Genomic DNA, 15,560 nt, shown 5'->3' with positions numbered 1-15,560 from the left:
CCGGAGCCGTGCTGCAAGAATGGCGAGGTGACCCGCGCTTCCCTGAACAAGCAGCCCCACGAAGTCGCCTCGATGTTCGACCGCGTGGCGGAACGGTACGACCTGACCAACGACGTGCTGTCGCTCGGCCAGGACCGCAGATGGCGCAAGGAGGTCGCGAAGGCGGTCGACGCCCGCCCGGCGCAGAAGGTCCTGGACCTCGCCGCGGGCACGGCCACCTCCTCCCTGCCGTTCGCGGCGACGGGGGCGTACGTCGTCCCCTGCGACTTCTCCCTCGGCATGCTCCAGGTCGGCAAGAGGAAGCACACCTGGCTGCCGTTCACGGCCGGCGACGCCACCCGGCTGCCGTTCAAGGACGACACCTTCGACGCCGTCACCATCTCCTTCGGCCTGCGCAACGTGCAGGACACCGACGCGGCCCTGCGGGAGATGTACCGGGTGACCCGGCCCGGCGGACGGGTCGTGATCTGCGAGTTCTCGCACCCGGCCTGGGCGCCCTTCCGGACCGTCTACACCGAGTACCTGATGCGCGCCCTGCCCCCGGTGGCCCGCGCGGTCTCCTCGAACCCGGACGCCTACGTCTACCTCGCCGAGTCCATCCGCGCCTGGCCCGACCAGCCCGCGCTCGCCGAGCTGCTGCGCAAGGCCGGCTGGTCCCGGGTGGCCTGGCGCAACCTCACCGGCGGCGTGGTGACCCTCCACCGGGGCTTCAAGCAGGCCTGAGCCCTCGGGGAGCCACAGCCTCTTGGAGAGCCACAGAGGGCCTTCTCAGAGCGCGACGGGCTCGAAGGGGTCCTTGGGGCGGTCCAGTTCGCGCTCCAGGCCGCCTCCGCCCGGTCTCGGCACGCGCGGCTCCCGTACGCCCGCGCCGCCACCGCCCTCGCCCTCGGCGAAGTCGAACCACACGGTGACGACGGCCCCGCGCGGCACCTCCACCCCGGGCGGCGGGTACTGCCGTACGACGTAGTCCACGACGGCCCGGTGGAAGTCGGGCCGGTCCGGTGCGGCCAGCAGCACGCCCTGTGCCGTGGCCTTCTCGCGCGCGTCCACGGCCATCAGACCGACGAACCGTGGCACACGCACTTCGGGTGTCTTGGGTGGTATGAGCACAGATGTCACCCCCAGCGATACTGGAAGGGTAACCGCACAGGTGTGCCGTCCGGAAGCGCTGCGTGTCCATCCGTGACGTTTCGCCACTCAGCGTCACCGGGGCGCCGGGGCGCCGGGGCGCCGGGGTGGTAGGGGGTAGCGGGGCCGACGGGCGTCAGCGGGGCTGGAGGTCCAGCCGGTAGCAGTGTCCCTTCCGCTTGCCCTCCGGCGAGGTGAAGACCTCCGCGAGCCGCATCCCGAGGCGCTGGGTGACCGCGATCGAGCGGGCGTTCTGCGCGTCGACCATGGCCACCACCGTCGGCACACCGGCCGCCCGCACCCGCTCCAGCGTCATCTGCGCGGCCGCCGTGACGTACCCCTGCCCCCAGTGCTCCCGCCCGAGCCGCCACCCGATCTCGATCTCGCCCCGGGGGCCCCAGTCCGCCGGCCACGGCTGCGCCCCCGTGAAGCCGATGACCCGGTCCTCGCGGTCCAGCATCGTCCACAGACAGAAGCCGTGCTCGGCGTCGTGCCGGCGCTGGCGGGCGGTGAGTTCCTCGTAGACGGAGAGCTCGGCGGACCGGTGGCCCTGGAACTCCATGACGTCCGGGTGATCGAAGATCCGGTGCCACGCGACCGCGTCCTCGTCCGTGGGGACACGCAGCCGTACTACGGGGAGAGCTCGGTTCACGGGGCAGCCCTTCAGCCAGGTGATCAATTCTGCTGAATAGACTGCCCATGTCCAGTGCCCGTCGGCACGCAGATTACGAACTTGGGGAGATCCCGCCGTGACCGCCGAGACCGAGCCCCACTCCGCGTCCGCCTCCGAGTCGCTCTCCGCCAACACCGCCGACGTCATCGTCGTCGGCGCGGGGCCGGCCGGCTCCACGACCGCGTACTACCTCGCCAAGGCCGGACTCGACGTACTCCTGCTGGAGAAGACCGAGTTCCCGCGCGAGAAGGTCTGCGGCGACGGTCTCACCCCGCGCGCCACCAAGCAGCTCGTGTCGATGGGCATCGACATCTCCGAGGAGGCCGGCTGGCTGCGCAACAAGGGCCTGCGGATCATCGGCGGCGGGGTGCGGCTCCAGCTCGACTGGCCGGATCTCGCCTCCTTCCCCGACTACGGACTCGTCCGCAAGCGCGACGACTTCGACGAGCAGCTCGCCCGCCAGGCCCAGAAGGCCGGGGCCCGGCTGTACGAGCGCTGCAACGTCGGCGCCCCGATCGTCGACGACCGCACCGGCCGGATCACCGGCGTCCACGCCAAGCTGGGTGAGGAGAAGCGCGAAGTCACCTTCCGTGCCCCGCTGGTGGTCGCCGCCGACGGCAACTCCACCCGGCTGTCGCTGGCGATGGGCCTGCACCGCCGCGAGGACCGCCCGATGGGCGTCGCGGTCCGGACCTACTTCACCTCCCCGCGCCACGACGACGACTACCTGGAGTCCTGGCTGGAGTTGTGGGACCGCCGCGGCCCCGGCGAGGACCGCCTCCTGCCCGGCTACGGCTGGATCTTCGGCATGGGCGACGGCACGAGCAACGTGGGCCTGGGGGTCCTCAACACCTCCGACTCCTTCAAGGAACTCGACTGGCGCGAGGTTCTCAAGGCCTGGTGCGCGTCGATGCCGGAGGACTGGGGCTACACCCCCGAAAACATGACCGGCCCGATCCGCGGCGCCGCCCTGCCCATGGCCTTCAACCGCAAGCCCCACTACACCAAGGGCCTGTTGCTCGTCGGCGACGCCGGCGGCCTGGTGAACCCCTTCAACGGGGAGGGCATCGCGTACGCCATGGAGTCCGGGCAGATCGCCGCCGAGGTCATCGTCCAGGCCCACGCCCGCGCCACCCCGGCCCAGCGCGAACTGGCCCTGCGGCGGTACCCGCAGATCCTCGCCGACACCTACGGCGGCTACTACACGCTCGGCCGCGCCTTCGTGAAGCTCATCGGCAACCCGAAGGTCATGAAGATCGCCACGCAGCGCGGGCTGACCCACCCGATGCTGATGAAGTTCACGCTGAAGATGCTCGCCAACCTGACCGACCCCACGGGCGGCGACGCGATGGACCGCATCATCAACGGTCTGAGCAAGGTGGCCCCGAAGGCCTGACGGCGTTCGGGGACCGGGTTCCGGGACGACGCGAAGGGCCGCTGCCCCCGAGCGGCTGCGGCCCTTACGTGCGAGAGGTGCGGGGTGCGGTCAGAGCACCCGCACGGCGCCGGTCGGCGGGTCGTACGACAGCGGCCGCTCGACGACGCCCGTGGACGGGTTCTGCGCGCCGACGAACATGCCGCCGCCGACGTAGACCGCCACGTGGTACGCGCTGCCCCTGCCACCCCAGTACAGGATGTCGCCCGGCTGGAGGTTGTCCAGCGAGACCTGGGTGCCCTGCATCGACTGGTCCTGCGAGACGCGCGGCAGGTCGACGCCGACCTGGCGGAAGGCGGCCTGCACGAGGCCCGAGCAGTCCCAGGAGTTGGGGCCGGTGCCGCCGGAGACGTAGGCGTCGCCGACCTGGGCCTTCACGAAGGCGATGACGGCCGCGGCCGAACCGGTCGCGGTCGACGTGCTGGTGGAGCTGCTGCCCGCCGACGTGGCGAGCGTGGTCCGCTCCGCGTTGCGGGAGGCGGCCTCCGCGGCGGCCACCCGGGCCTCCTCGGCCTTCTTCTTCGCCTCCGCCTTCTTGGCGGACGCGAGGTCCTTCGCGGCCTGCTTGGCCGCCGCGGCGGCGGCCGCGTCGCGCTCGGCCTCGAGCTGGTAGTTCGCGGCGGCCTGCTGCGTCGCCTGGGCGGACTGCGCCACCTGGGCTGCCAGGTCGCCCGTGAACACGGGCAGTTCGAGCGTCTGGGTCACCGGCTCGGCAGCGCTGGCCGATCCGGCCGCCGTGGCGACCGCCAGTGTGCCGAGGACACCACTGGCGACTCCGGCCCGCATCGCGATGTTCGACGCGCTGCGGCGGGGCTTCCGGTGGCTGCGTATGTGAGCGGTGTGGGACATGAGTCCAACCGGTATCAGGGGCTCCTCCATACCTTCAAGAAACGTGTGCTGCGCCACATTTGTTCAACGCGAGCCCCAAATACCCTGCGCGCCACTCTTTATTGACGCCGTAACGGACATTGTGGACAAGGGTATTCAGGGCTGTGATCATGGCCTTTCGCTGTTACGTCCGAATTGCCCTCGACCTACCATCGGTGGCGATCGTTGGCCAAGCCCGGTTCTCATGAGCCTCTCATCGATGTGGCGCAGGTCACGGAACGGTCACCGGAATGACCGCGTCCCGCGCGTAGATCACCTTCGTCCCGCTCGTGAACGCGTGCACGCGTCCACACCCCGCCCCGGGCTTCCCTCCGAGGTGTGAACGCGTCCCTCTATCAAGCCGGGATGTCCATCGCCAATTTGCATGCAAGGGAAGCCTCTTGATATAGAGACGCCCCTCGCGGCCTGCGGCGACGAGCGCAAATGTCACTTCTTGTGATCACTCTGGCGCTTCCCGTACGAAGATCGCCGCCGATATGACTTCATGATCCTTCGTCAGGTGGTGGAGATCACAAAGCTTGTGCAATACCCCGTGTCGCAGATCACAGAGCGGCGGGCATAGGATGCGAGGCAGTTGGGCTTGTGACCTGCTTCACATGTTCGCGATCTTCGTTGGGACACACGGGGTTCGCGGGATGCGTGGGGCGGATGTGAGCCCAGTGCCATCGCCAGCAGTCAGTGCCGACTGAGAGGAGCGAGGAGCGGTGAACGCCTATGCGCCCATCCTCGTACTGGGAGCCCTCGGGGCAGGCTTTGCGATCTTCTCCGTGGTCATGGCCACGCTGATCGGGCCGAAGCGGTACAACCGCGCCAAGCTCGAGGCCTACGAGTGCGGAATCGAGCCGACCCCCACGCCGGCCGGCGGCGGGCGCTTCCCCATCAAGTACTACCTGACGGCGATGCTCTTCATCGTCTTCGACATCGAGATCGTCTTCCTCTACCCCTGGGCCGTCACCTTCGACGCCCTGGGTGTCTTCGGGCTCGTGGAGATGCTGCTCTTCGTGCTCACCGTCTTCGTCGCCTACGCGTACGTCTGGCGGCGCGGCGGCCTGGAATGGGACTGAGGGGCCTTTAGTCATGGGACTCGAAGAAAAGCTGCCGAGCGGTTTTCTGCTGACCACCGTCGAACAGGCCGCGGGCTGGGTGCGCAAGGCATCCGTCTTCCCCGCCACCTTCGGCCTCGCCTGCTGTGCCATCGAGATGATGACCACGGGCGCGGGCCGTTACGACCTGGCCCGCTTCGGCATGGAGGTCTTCCGCGGCTCACCCCGCCAGGCGGACCTCATGATCGTCGCCGGCCGGGTGAGCCAGAAGATGGCGCCGGTGCTGCGGCAGGTCTACGACCAGATGCCGAACCCGAAGTGGGTCATCTCCATGGGCGTGTGCGCGTCCTCGGGCGGCATGTTCAACAACTACGCGATCGTCCAGGGCGTCGACCACATCGTCCCCGTCGACATCTATCTCCCCGGCTGCCCGCCACGCCCCGAGATGCTGATGGACGCGATCCTCAAGCTCCATCACAAGATCCAGAACTCCAAGCTGGGCGTGAACGCGGAGGAAGCGGCCCGCGAGGCGGAGGAGGCGGCGCTCAAGGCCCTGCCCACGATCGAGATGAAGGGGCTGCTGCGGTGAGCGACGCGAACGGCACCGGCGGTGCGCCGGACGGCGTGAACCCCGAGAAGGACCTCTCCGCCTCCAACCTCCCCGGCCAGCGCGGTCAGGGCGGCGAGGAGGTCCGCGTCCAGCACGGCATGTTCGGCGCCAACAACGGCGGCGACACCTCCGGCTACGGCGGCCTGGTCCGCTCCGTCCGCCTCCCGGGCGCCGCCGCCCGGCCCTACGGCGGCTGGTTCGACGAGGTCGCCGACGAACTGGAGGGCGCCCTGGAGGAACAGGGGCTGGTCCCCGAGAACGCGATCGAGAAGACGGTCGTCGACCGCGGCGAGCTCACCTTCCACATCGAGCGCGAGCACCTGCTGCGCGTCGCCCGCACCCTGCGCGACGACCCGGCCCTGCGCTTCGAGCTCTGCACCGGAGTGAGCGGTGTCCACTACCCGAACGACAAGGGCCGCGAGCTGCACGCCGTCTACCACCTGCGCTCGATCACCCACAACCGGCTGATCCGCCTGGAGGTCAGCGCTCCCGACGCCGAGCCGCGCATCCCGTCCCTGGTCCCGGTCTATCCGACCAACGACTGGCACGAGCGCGAGACCTACGACTTCTTCGGGATCGTCTTCGACGGTCACCCGGCCCTGACGCGGATCATGATGCCGGACGACTGGCAGGGCCATCCGCAGCGCAAGGACTACCCCCTCGGCGGCATCCCCGTCGAGTACAAGGGCGCCCAGATCCCGGCTCCGGACCAGCGGAGGTCGTACTCGTGAGCACGTCACACGCTTCTCCCCGCGAGACCACCGAGGGCACCGTCTACACGGTCACCGGTGGCGACTGGGACGAGGTCGTCCAGTCCGCGGCCCGCGCCGACGACGAGCGCATCGTCGTCAACATGGGCCCCCAGCACCCCTCCACCCACGGAGTGCTCCGTCTGATCCTGGAGATCGAGGGCGAGACGGTCACCGAGGCCCGCTGCGGCATCGGCTACCTCCACACCGGCATCGAGAAGAACCTCGAGTACCGCACGTGGACGCAGGGCACCACGTTCGTGACGCGGATGGACTACCTGACGTCCTTCTTCAACGAGACCGCCTACTGTCTCGGCGTCGAGAAGCTCCTCGGCATCGAGGACCAGATCACCGAACGCGCCAAGATCATCCGGGTGCTCCTGATGGAGCTGAACCGGATGTCCTCCCACCTGGTGTGCATCGCCACCGGCGGCATGGAGCTCGGCGCCACCACGATCATGATCTACGGGTTCCGCGACCGGGAGATGATCCTCGACATCTACGAGCTCATCACGGGCCTCAGGATGAACCACGCGTACATCCGCCCCGGCGGACTCGCCCAGGATCTGCCGCCCGGCGCGGTGGACCACATCCGCGAGTTCGTGAAGAAGATGAAGAAGAACCTCCCCGAGTACGACAAGCTCGCCACCGGGAACCCCATCTTCAAGGCCCGTATGCAGGACGTCGGCTACCTCGACCTGGCCGGCTGCATGGCCCTCGGCGCCACCGGCCCGATCCTGCGCTCCACCGGCCTGCCCCACGACCTGCGCAAGACCCAGCCGTACTGCGACTACGAGACGTACGACTTCGACGTCCCGACCGCAGACTCCTGCGACTCCTACGGCCGCTTCCTCATTCGCCTGGAGGAGATGCGCCAGTCGCTGAGGATCGTTGAGCAGTGCCTGGACCGGCTCCAGCCCGGCCCCGTCATGGTCGGCGACAAGAAGATCGCCTGGCCCGCCCAGCTCGCCCTGGGACCGGACGGCCTCGGCAACTCCCTCGACCACATCAAGAAGATCATGGGCACCTCCATGGAGGCCCTGATCCACCACTTCAAGCTGGTCACCGAGGGCTTCCGCGTCCCGCCCGGACAGGTGTACGCGGCGGTCGAGTCGCCCAAGGGCGAACTCGGGGTGCACGTCGTCTCCGACGGAGGCACCCGCCCCTACCGGGTCCACTTCCGAGACCCGTCCTTCACCAACCTTCAGGCCATGGCGGCGATGTGCGAGGGCGGCCAGGTCGCCGACGTCATCGTCGCCGTCGCGTCCATCGACCCCGTGATGGGAGGCGTCGACCGGTGACCACCTCTTCTTCCGAGCGGGGCGTCAGCCTGGGCATGCCCGAACTGCCCGCGCCCGCCTACCCGGACGACGTCCGGGCCCGGCTGGAGGCGGACGCGCGCGAGATCGTCGCCCGCTACCCCGACTCCCGGTCCGCGCTCCTGCCGTTGCTGCATCTCGTGCAGTCGGAGGAGGGACACGTCACGCGCACCGGGATGCGGTTCTGCGCGGACGTCCTCGGCCTGACCACGGCCGAGGTCACCGCGGTCGCCACCTTCTACACCATGTACCGCCGCCACGAGAGCGGCGACTACCAGGTGGGCGTCTGCACCAACACCCTCTGCGCGGTGATGGGCGGCGACGCGATCTTCGAGGCGCTCCAGGAGTACCTCGGCGTCGGCAACGGTGAGACCACCGGCGACGGAAAGATCACCCTGGAGCACATCGAGTGCAACGCGGCCTGCGACTTCGCGCCGGTCGTGATGGTCAACTGGGAGTTCTTCGACAACCAGACCGTGCAGAGCGCCAAGCGCCTGGTGGACGACCTGCGGGGCGGAGCCACCGTGTCGCCCACGCGCGGGGCGCCGCTGTGCACCTTCAAGGACACCGCGCGGATCCTGGCCGGCTTCCCCGACGAGCGGCCAGGGGCCGTCGAGGCGAGCGGCAGTGCGGGACCGGCGTCGCTGGTGGGCCTTCGCCTGGCAAGGGGAGAGGCCGCACCCGCGCGCGTGGTCCATCCGCGCGACGAACCCGAGGACGCGCGCCCCACGGACACGGTCACCGAGGAGGGGGAGGGATGACCTTGGCACCCGAGCTGAAAGGCAGCAGCCCCGAGAAGCTGCTCGCACCCGTGCTGTCGGCCTTCTGGGACGAGGAGAGGTCCTGGTCGCTCGACGTCTACCGAAGGCACGAGGGGTACGAGGGGCTCCGCAAGGCGCTCGCCATGTCCCCCGACGAAGTGATCGCGTACGTGAAGGAATCCGGTCTGCGCGGCCGCGGCGGCGCGGGATTCCCGACGGGGATGAAATGGCAGTTCATTCCCCAGGGTGATGGAAAGCCGCACTATCTAGTTGTCAACGCCGACGAATCGGAGCCGGGCACCTGCAAGGACATCCCGCTCCTCTTCGCGAACCCGCATAGCCTCATCGAGGGCATGGTGATCGCGTGTTACGCCATTAGGTCGTCGCATGCCTTCATCTATCTGCGTGGTGAGGTCGTCCCCGTTCTGCGGCGGTTGCACGAGGCCGTGCGCGAGGCCTACGCGGCGGGCTACCTCGGCGAGAACATCCTGGGCAGCGGACTCGACCTCGACATCACCGTGCACGCCGGCGCCGGCGCGTACATCTGCGGTGAGGAGACCGCACTGCTCGACTCGCTCGAAGGCCGCCGTGGTCAACCGCGGCTCCGTCCCCCTTTCCCTGCCGTCGCGGGCCTCTATGCGTGCCCGACTGTGGTGAATAACGTCGAGTCGATCGCGTCAGTTCCCGCGATCCTGCAAAAAGGGAAAGAATGGTTCAGGGCGATGGGAAGCGAGAAGTCCCCGGGCTTCACGCTCTACTCGCTCAGCGGCCATGTCGCCCGCCCCGGCCAGTACGAGGCCCCGCTCGGCATCACCCTCCGTCAGCTCCTGGAGATGAGCGGCGGCATGCGACCGGGCCACCGCCTGAAGTTCTGGACACCGGGCGGCTCCTCGACCCCGATGTTCACCGACGAGCACCTCGACGTCCCTCTGGACTACGAAGGAGTGGGTGCCGCGGGTTCCATGCTCGGCACCAAAGCACTCCAGTGCTTCGACGAGACGACGTGCGTGGTGCGCGCCGTCACCCGCTGGACCGAGTTCTACGCCCACGAGTCCTGCGGCAAGTGCACCCCGTGCCGTGAAGGCACCTACTGGCTCGTGCAGTTGCTCCGTGACATCGAGGCCGGCAAGGGCGCGCTCTCCGACCTCGACAAGCTGAACGACATCGCCGACAACATCAACGGCAAGTCGTTCTGCGCCCTCGGCGACGGCGCCGCCTCGCCGATCTTCTCCTCGCTCAAGTACTTCCGCGAGGAGTACGAGCAGCACATCACCGGCCGGGGCTGCCCCTTCGACCCGGCGAAGTCGACGGCCTGGGCCGACCGCCCGGAGGTGAACGCATGACCGTGACCACCAGCGCTCCCACGGGAGGGGGAGAGGCGGCGGTCCCGCCGGAGGATCTCGTCACGCTGACGATCGACGGAGCGGAGATCAGCGTGCCCAAGGGCACCCTGGTCATCCGGGCCGCCGAGCAGCTCGGCATCGAGATCCCCCGCTTCTGCGACCACCCCCTCCTCGACCCGGCCGGCGCCTGCCGCCAGTGCATCGTCGAGGTCGAGGGCCAGCGCAAGCCGATGGCGTCCTGCACCATCACCTGCACGGACGGGATGGTGGTGAAGACCCACCTCACCTCGCCCGTGGCGGAGAAGGCGCAGCACGGCGTGATGGAGCTGCTCCTCATCAACCACCCGCTGGACTGCCCGGTCTGCGACAAGGGCGGCGAGTGCCCCCTGCAGAACCAGGCGATGTCCCACGGCCAGGCCGATTCCCGGTTCGAGGGCCGCAAGCGGACGTACGAGAAGCCGGTCCCGATCTCCACCCAGGTGCTGCTCGACCGCGAGCGGTGCGTGCTGTGCGCCCGCTGCACCCGGTTCTCCAACCAGGTCGCGGGCGACCCGATGATCGAGCTGATCGAGCGCGGCGCGCTCCAGCAGGTCGGCACCGGCGAGGGCGACCCGTTCGAGTCGTACTTCTCCGGCAACACCATCCAGATCTGCCCGGTCGGCGCGCTGACCTCGGCGGCGTACCGATTCCGCTCCCGCCCCTTCGACCTGGTCTCCTCGCACTCGGTGTGCGAGCACTGCTCCGGCGGCTGCGCCACCCGCACCGACCACCGGCGCGGCAAGGTCATGCGGCGTCTCGCGGCCCCGGACCCCGAGGTCAACGAGGAGTGGATCTGCGACAAGGGGCGCTTCGGGTTCCGGTACGCGCAGGGGCGCGACCGCCTGGAGACGCCCCTGGTGCGCAACGCCGAGGGCGACCTGGAACCGGCGTCCTGGCCGGAGGCGCTCCAGATCGCCGCGCAGGGGCTGCTCGCCTCGCGCGGCAGGACCGGTGTCCTGACCGGAGGCCGGCTCACCGTCGAGGACGCGTACGCGTACAGCAAGTTCGCGCGCGTGGCGCTCGACACCAACGACATCGACTTCCGCGCGCGCGTGCACAGCGTCGAGGAGGCCGACTTCCTCGCGGCCCGGGTCGCCGGCCGCGGCCGTGACCTCGACGGTACGGGCGTCACGTACGACTCGCTGGAGAAGGCGCCCGCCGTCCTGCTGGTCGGCTTCGAGTCGGAGGAGGAGGCCCCCGGCGTCTTCCTGCGGCTGCGCAAGGCCTGGCGCAAGCATGGTCAGCAGGTGTTCTCGCTGGCCACGCACGCCACCCGCGGCCTGGAGAAGGCGGGCGGCACCCTGCTGCCGGCCGCTCCGGGCACCGAGACCGAGTGGCTGGACGCCCTGGCCGGCGGGGTCGGCCTGGAGGAGGACGGCGGCAAGGCCGCCGAGGCGCTCCGCGGCGAGGGCGCGGTGATCGTCGTGGGGGAGCGGCTGGCGAGTGTGGCCGGCGGTCTGACGGCCGCCGTACGGGCCGCCAACGCCACCGGGGCCTCCCTGGTGTGGATCCCGCGCCGGGCGGGGGAGCGGGGCGCGATCGAGGCGGGTGCGCTGCCCTCGCTGCTGCCGGGCGGTCGTCCGGCGACCGACCCGCGCGCGCGGGAGGAGGTCGCGGCCGCCTGGGGTCTCGCCGACCTCCCGCACCGGCACGGCAGGGACACCGGCCAGATCGTCGAGGACGCCGTGTCCGGCGAGCTGCAGGCCCTGCTCGTCGCGGGGGTGGAGGTCGCCGACCTGCCGGATCCGGCACGCGCGCGTGAGGCGCTCGCCGAGGCCGGGTTCGTGGTGTCGCTGGAGCTGCGGCCCAGCGAGGTCACGCGGCTCGCGGACGTGGTGCTGCCGGTGGCCGCGGTCGCCGAGAAGCCGGGCGCGTTCCTCAACTGGGAGGGCCGGGTCCGTTTCTTCGAGGCGGCGCTCAAGCCCGACCAGATGACCCGCAGGCCGGCGCCGTCCGACGCGCGCGTGCTCCAGATGCTCGCCGACGCCATGGACGTCCACCTGGGCCTGCCGGACCTGCGCACCACGCGCGCGGAGCTGGACCGGCTCGGCGCCTGGGACGGGGCGCGCGCCACCGAACCCCTGGAGACCTCCGGCGTACTGCCGAGGCCCGCCACGGGCGAGGCCGTGCTGGCCGGACACCGGCTGTTGCTGGACCAGGGCCGGCTGCAGGACGGCGACGAGGCGCTCGCCGGGACGCGGCACGCGGCACGCGCACGCGTGTCGGCCGCGACGGCCGCCGAGGCCGGGGTGAAGGACGGCGACGTCCTCGCCGTGACCGGCCCCCAGGGCGTCGTCGAACTGCCGCTCCAGGTCACCGAGATGCCCGACCGGGTGGTGTGGCTCCCGCTGAACTCCACCGGCGGCGGCGTCGCCTCCGACACCGGGGCCCGGCCCGGCTCCCTCGTCCGCATCGGTCCGGCGACGCCCGCCGCCGAGGCCCCCCAGGAGGTGGAGGCATGAGCCCGTACTTCGCCGCTGAAGACCTCTCGATGTTCGGCCGCGACCCCTGGTGGCTGGTCGTCATCAAGGCGGTGTTCTGCTTCGCCTTCCTGATGGTGACGGTGCTGTTCTCCATCGTCTGGGAGCGCAAGGTCGTCGCCTGGATGCAGCTGCGCATCGGACCCAACCGGCACGGCCCCTGGGGCATGCTCCAGTCGCTGGCCGACGGCATCAAGCTGATGCTGAAGGAAGACCTCATCGTCAAGCGCGCCGACAAGGTGGTCTACGTCCTCGCGCCGATCGTGGCGGCCATCCCGGCCTTCATGGCGATCGCGGTGATCCCCTTCGGCCCCGCCGACAACGAGATCTCGATCTTCGGCCAGCGCACCACGATGCAGCTCACCGACCTGCCGATCGCGATGCTGTACATCCTCGCGGTCGCCTCGGTCGGCATCTACGGCATCGTCCTGGCGGGCTGGAGCTCCGGATCCACCTATCCGCTCCTGGGCGGCCTGCGCTCGTGCGCGCAGATGATCTCGTACGAGATCGCCATGGGCGCGGCGTTCGCCTCGGTGTTCCTCTACTCCGGGTCGATGTCGACGTCGACGATCGTCGAGCAGCAGACGGATCGCTGGTACATCATCCTGCTGCCGGTCTCGTTCATCCTCTACATCGTCACCATGGTCGGCGAGACGAACCGTGCCCCGTTCGACATGCCGGAGTCCGAGGGCGACCTGGTCGGCGGCTTCAACACCGAGTACTCGTCGATCAAGTTCGCGATGTTCATGCTCGCCGAGTACGTCAACATGGTGACCGTCTCGGCCGTGGCCACCACGCTCTTCCTGGGCGGCTGGCGGGCCCCCTGGCCGATCAGCGGCTTCTGGGAGGGCGCGAACCACGGCTGGTGGCCGATGCTCTGGTTCGTCGTCAAGGTCCAGCTGCTGCTGTTCTTCTTCATCTGGCTGCGCGGCACGCTCCCGCGCGTGCGCTACGACCAGCTGATGAAGCTCGGCTGGAAGGTCCTCATCCCGGTGTCGGTGACGTGGCTGATGCTCGTCGCGACCGTACGGACCCTGCGCAACGAGAACTACGACTTCGCCGAGATCGCCCTCTACGTCGGCGGCGGTGTGCTCACCCTGCTGCTGCTCTCCTTCGTCGTGGACATGTTCCGCGGCGGCGCGAAGGCGGCCCAGGCTCCCGCCGAGCCCGCGGGCTTCGACCCGATGGCGGGCGGATTCCCCGTACCGCCACTGCCCGGACAGGAGCTTCCCGCGGTGCCCAGGCGCCGTCCGCGCCGGGAGCGGGAGCTGATTGTCAGTGGCGGATCGGACACTGTCAGTGACGGATCGCTGGATGGAAAGGAGGCGTCCGATGGCTGAGGAGCCGAAGGAGACCGGGCAGACGAATCCCGGCTTCCAGAACCCCGTGGCCGGCTTCGGCGTGACCTTCAAGGCCATGTTCAAGAAGCGGCTGACCGAGCAGTACCCGGAGCAGAAGAAGACCACCGCCCCGCGGTTCCACGGACGGCACCAGCTCAACCGCCATCCGGACGGCCTGGAGAAGTGCGTCGGCTGCGAGCTGTGCGCCTGGGCCTGCCCGGCCGACGCGATCTACGTCGAGGGCGCGGACAACACCGACGAGGAGCGCTACTCGCCGGGCGAGCGGTACGGGCGCGTGTACCAGATCAACTACGCCCGCTGCATCCTGTGCGGTCTGTGCATCGAGGCCTGCCCCACCCGCGCGCTCACGATGACGAACGAGTTCGAGCTCGCCGACTCCAGCCGTGCCAACCTGATCTACACCAAGGAGCAGCTGCTGGCCGGTCTGGAGGACGGCATGGTCGACTCCCCGCACGCGATCTACCCGGGGACCGACGAGCAGGACTACTACCGGGGCCTGGTGACCGAGGCCGCGCCCGGCACGGAGCGCCAGGTGGCCGTCTCCCAGGGCGAGCAGCCCTCCACGGAGGAGGTGGAGGCATGAGCCAGCTCGCCGCCTACTCCACCTCCACCGGAGAGGCCTTCCAGTTCTGGGTCCTCGGCACCGTCGCGGTGATCGGCGCCCTGTGCACCGTCTTCATGAGGAGGGCCGTCCACAGCGCGCTCTGCCTCGCCGGCACCATGATCATCCTGGCGATCTTCTATCTCGCCAACGGCGCCTACTTCCTGGGCGTCGTGCAGATCGTCGTCTACACCGGCGCGATCATGATGCTGTTCCTGTTCGTGGTGATGCTCGTCGGGGTCACCGCGGCGGACTCCCTGAAGGAGACCATCAAGGGGCAGCGCTGGCTGGCCCTGGTGTGCGGCCTCGGCTTCGGCGTCCTGCTGGTCGCCGGCATCGGCAACGCCTCCCTGACGGAGTTCACCGGCCTCTCCCAGGCGAATGCGAACGGCAACGTGGAGGGCCTCGCCGCGCTCATCTTCACCAAGTACGTCTTCGCCTTCGAGATCACCGGCGCCCTGCTGATCACGGCCGCCGTCGGCGCCATGGTGCTCACCCACCGCGAGCGCACCGAGCGCGCGAAGACCCAGCGCGAGCTGGCCGAACAGCGCGTCCGCGAAGGCAAGCACGTGCCGCCGCTGCCCGCGCCCGGCGTGTACGCCCGGCACAACGCCGTGGACATCGCGGGCCTGCTGCCCGACGGCACCCCGTCGGAGCTCACGGTCAGCAGCACCCTGCGCGAGCGCGGCCAGATCCGCGATGTGTCCACCCAGGCGCTCAGCGACCTCAAGGCGCTGGAGCAGCGCGCCGAGGACCGTCTGGAGCGCGGCGGGAGCGAGCCGCCGCACCGGGAGCACAACTCCCGGCGGACCGAGGAGGCGTCGAAGTGAACCCCGTCAACTACCTCTACCTCGCCGCCCTGTTGTTCACGATCGGCGCGACCGGCGTGCTGATCAGGCGCAACGCGATCGTCGTGTTCATGTGCATCGAGCTGATGCTCAACGCCTGCAACCTCGCGTTCGTCACCTTCTCCCGTATGCACGGCAACCTCGACGGCCAGATCATCGCCTTCTTCACGATGGTCGTCGCCGCAGCGGAGGTCGTGGTGGGGCTGGCGATCATCGTGTCGCTGTTCCGGTCCCGCCACACGGCCTCGGTCGACGACGCCAGCCTGATGAAGCTGTAAGGGG

General features: G+C 69.5%; 16 protein-coding genes. 13 read left to right on the top strand and 3 right to left on the bottom strand.

All coding sequences use genetic code 11. The features are described from left to right. The first annotated feature begins 27 nt into the window (after positions 1-27). Entirely contained in the window at positions 28-723 is a 696-nt protein-coding gene (locus ABZ490_RS21445) for a demethylmenaquinone methyltransferase (protein WP_358992277.1), read from the top strand. A gap of 45 nt (positions 724-768) precedes the next feature. Here ABZ490_RS21445 and ABZ490_RS21440 read toward each other — a convergent pair whose 3' ends face one another. Continuing rightward, a complete protein-coding gene (locus tag ABZ490_RS21440) occupies positions 769-1,083 on the bottom strand; it encodes a PASTA domain-containing protein (protein ID WP_358992275.1) in 315 nt (104 codons plus the stop codon). 181 nt (positions 1,084-1,264) lie between these two features. Continuing rightward, positions 1,265-1,780, bottom strand: coding sequence for a GNAT family N-acetyltransferase (locus tag ABZ490_RS21435; protein WP_358992272.1), 516 nt, complete (start codon positions 1,778-1,780; stop codon positions 1,265-1,267). Positions 1,781-1,877: 97 nt separating this feature from the next. On the opposite strand from ABZ490_RS21435, the gene ABZ490_RS21430 reads away from it, so the two are divergent. Further along, positions 1,878-3,197 (top strand): geranylgeranyl reductase family protein, encoded by a 1,320-nt coding sequence (locus tag ABZ490_RS21430; protein ID WP_358992270.1) that lies wholly within the window; start codon positions 1,878-1,880, stop codon positions 3,195-3,197. A gap of 90 nt (positions 3,198-3,287) precedes the next feature. Here the strand turns inward: ABZ490_RS21430 and ABZ490_RS21425 are convergent, their stop codons facing one another. Continuing rightward, positions 3,288-4,085 carry a C40 family peptidase gene (locus tag ABZ490_RS21425; protein WP_358992267.1) on the bottom strand — a complete coding sequence of 266 codons (798 nt, stop codon included), beginning with the start codon at positions 4,083-4,085 and terminating at the stop codon, positions 3,288-3,290. Positions 4,086-4,828: 743 nt separating this feature from the next. Between ABZ490_RS21425 and ABZ490_RS21420 the strand changes: the two genes are divergently transcribed. Genes ABZ490_RS21420 through nuoK form a run of 11 tightly spaced genes read left to right on the top strand, consistent with a single transcriptional unit; the run spans position 4,829 to position 15,556 of the window. Further along, the gene (locus ABZ490_RS21420; RefSeq protein WP_007383963.1) at positions 4,829-5,188 is read left to right on the top strand and encodes an NADH-quinone oxidoreductase subunit A; all 360 of its coding nucleotides are present in this window, start codon (positions 4,829-4,831) and stop codon (positions 5,186-5,188) included. Between the two features lie 13 nt (positions 5,189-5,201). Beyond that, on the top strand, positions 5,202-5,756 hold the full coding sequence (locus ABZ490_RS21415; protein ID WP_055635348.1) for an NADH-quinone oxidoreductase subunit B: 555 nt from the start codon (positions 5,202-5,204) through the stop codon (positions 5,754-5,756). Continuing rightward, entirely contained in the window at positions 5,753-6,508 is a 756-nt protein-coding gene (locus ABZ490_RS21410) for an NADH-quinone oxidoreductase subunit C (RefSeq protein WP_358992263.1), read from the top strand. Before ABZ490_RS21415 ends, ABZ490_RS21410 begins: the two co-directional genes overlap by 4 nt. Continuing rightward, the gene (locus ABZ490_RS21405) at positions 6,505-7,827 is read left to right on the top strand and encodes an NADH-quinone oxidoreductase subunit D (RefSeq protein WP_358992261.1); all 1,323 of its coding nucleotides are present in this window, start codon (positions 6,505-6,507) and stop codon (positions 7,825-7,827) included. Before ABZ490_RS21410 ends, ABZ490_RS21405 begins: the two co-directional genes overlap by 4 nt. Continuing rightward, complete coding sequence (gene nuoE, locus ABZ490_RS21400; RefSeq protein ID WP_358992259.1) at positions 7,824-8,606, top strand: NADH-quinone oxidoreductase subunit NuoE; 783 nt, start codon at positions 7,824-7,826, stop codon at positions 8,604-8,606. Before ABZ490_RS21405 ends, nuoE begins: the two co-directional genes overlap by 4 nt. Continuing rightward, the gene (nuoF, locus tag ABZ490_RS21395) at positions 8,603-9,949 is read left to right on the top strand and encodes an NADH-quinone oxidoreductase subunit NuoF (RefSeq protein ID WP_358992257.1); all 1,347 of its coding nucleotides are present in this window, start codon (positions 8,603-8,605) and stop codon (positions 9,947-9,949) included. Before nuoE ends, nuoF begins: the two co-directional genes overlap by 4 nt. Further along, positions 9,946-12,450: an NADH-quinone oxidoreductase subunit G gene (locus ABZ490_RS21390; RefSeq protein ID WP_358992255.1), complete on the top strand. Its 2,505-nt coding sequence runs from the start codon at positions 9,946-9,948 to the stop codon at positions 12,448-12,450. Before nuoF ends, ABZ490_RS21390 begins: the two co-directional genes overlap by 4 nt. Next, positions 12,447-13,808, top strand: coding sequence for an NADH-quinone oxidoreductase subunit NuoH (gene nuoH, locus ABZ490_RS21385; protein ID WP_358992253.1), 1,362 nt, complete (start codon positions 12,447-12,449; stop codon positions 13,806-13,808). Before ABZ490_RS21390 ends, nuoH begins: the two co-directional genes overlap by 4 nt. Continuing rightward, positions 13,801-14,412, top strand: coding sequence for an NADH-quinone oxidoreductase subunit NuoI (gene nuoI, locus ABZ490_RS21380; protein WP_358992251.1), 612 nt, complete (start codon positions 13,801-13,803; stop codon positions 14,410-14,412). The genes nuoH and nuoI overlap by 8 nt, the downstream gene beginning before the upstream one ends. Beyond that, on the top strand, positions 14,409-15,260 hold the full coding sequence (locus ABZ490_RS21375; RefSeq protein WP_358992249.1) for an NADH-quinone oxidoreductase subunit J: 852 nt from the start codon (positions 14,409-14,411) through the stop codon (positions 15,258-15,260). Before nuoI ends, ABZ490_RS21375 begins: the two co-directional genes overlap by 4 nt. After that, the gene (gene nuoK / locus ABZ490_RS21370; RefSeq protein ID WP_067249406.1) at positions 15,257-15,556 is read left to right on the top strand and encodes an NADH-quinone oxidoreductase subunit NuoK; all 300 of its coding nucleotides are present in this window, start codon (positions 15,257-15,259) and stop codon (positions 15,554-15,556) included. Before ABZ490_RS21375 ends, nuoK begins: the two co-directional genes overlap by 4 nt. Positions 15,557-15,560: the final 4 nt, after the last annotated feature.

Source organism: Streptomyces sp. NPDC005811, assembly GCF_040630405.1.
Classification (GTDB): domain Bacteria; phylum Actinomycetota; class Actinomycetes; order Streptomycetales; family Streptomycetaceae; genus Streptomyces.
The sequence above is the reverse complement of the archived record's forward strand: the minus strand, read 5'-3'. Positions and strand labels throughout refer to the sequence as shown.

Excerpts from the sequence above, each read along its gene's own strand:
- ABZ490_RS21425 (WP_358992267.1), bottom strand. The coding sequence starts at position 4,085 with ATGTCCCACACCGCTCACATACGCAGCCACCGGAAGCCCCGCCGCAGC.
- ABZ490_RS21415 (WP_055635348.1), top strand. The coding sequence starts at position 5,202 with ATGGGACTCGAAGAAAAGCTGCCGAGCGGTTTTCTGCTGACCACCGTC.
- nuoF (WP_358992257.1), top strand. The coding sequence starts at position 8,603 with ATGACCTTGGCACCCGAGCTGAAAGGCAGCAGCCCCGAGAAGCTGCTC.
- ABZ490_RS21390 (WP_358992255.1), top strand. The coding sequence starts at position 9,946 with ATGACCGTGACCACCAGCGCTCCCACGGGAGGGGGAGAGGCGGCGGTC.
- nuoH (WP_358992253.1), top strand. The coding sequence starts at position 12,447 with ATGAGCCCGTACTTCGCCGCTGAAGACCTCTCGATGTTCGGCCGCGAC.
- nuoI (WP_358992251.1), top strand. The coding sequence starts at position 13,801 with ATGGCTGAGGAGCCGAAGGAGACCGGGCAGACGAATCCCGGCTTCCAG.
- ABZ490_RS21375 (WP_358992249.1), top strand. The coding sequence starts at position 14,409 with ATGAGCCAGCTCGCCGCCTACTCCACCTCCACCGGAGAGGCCTTCCAG.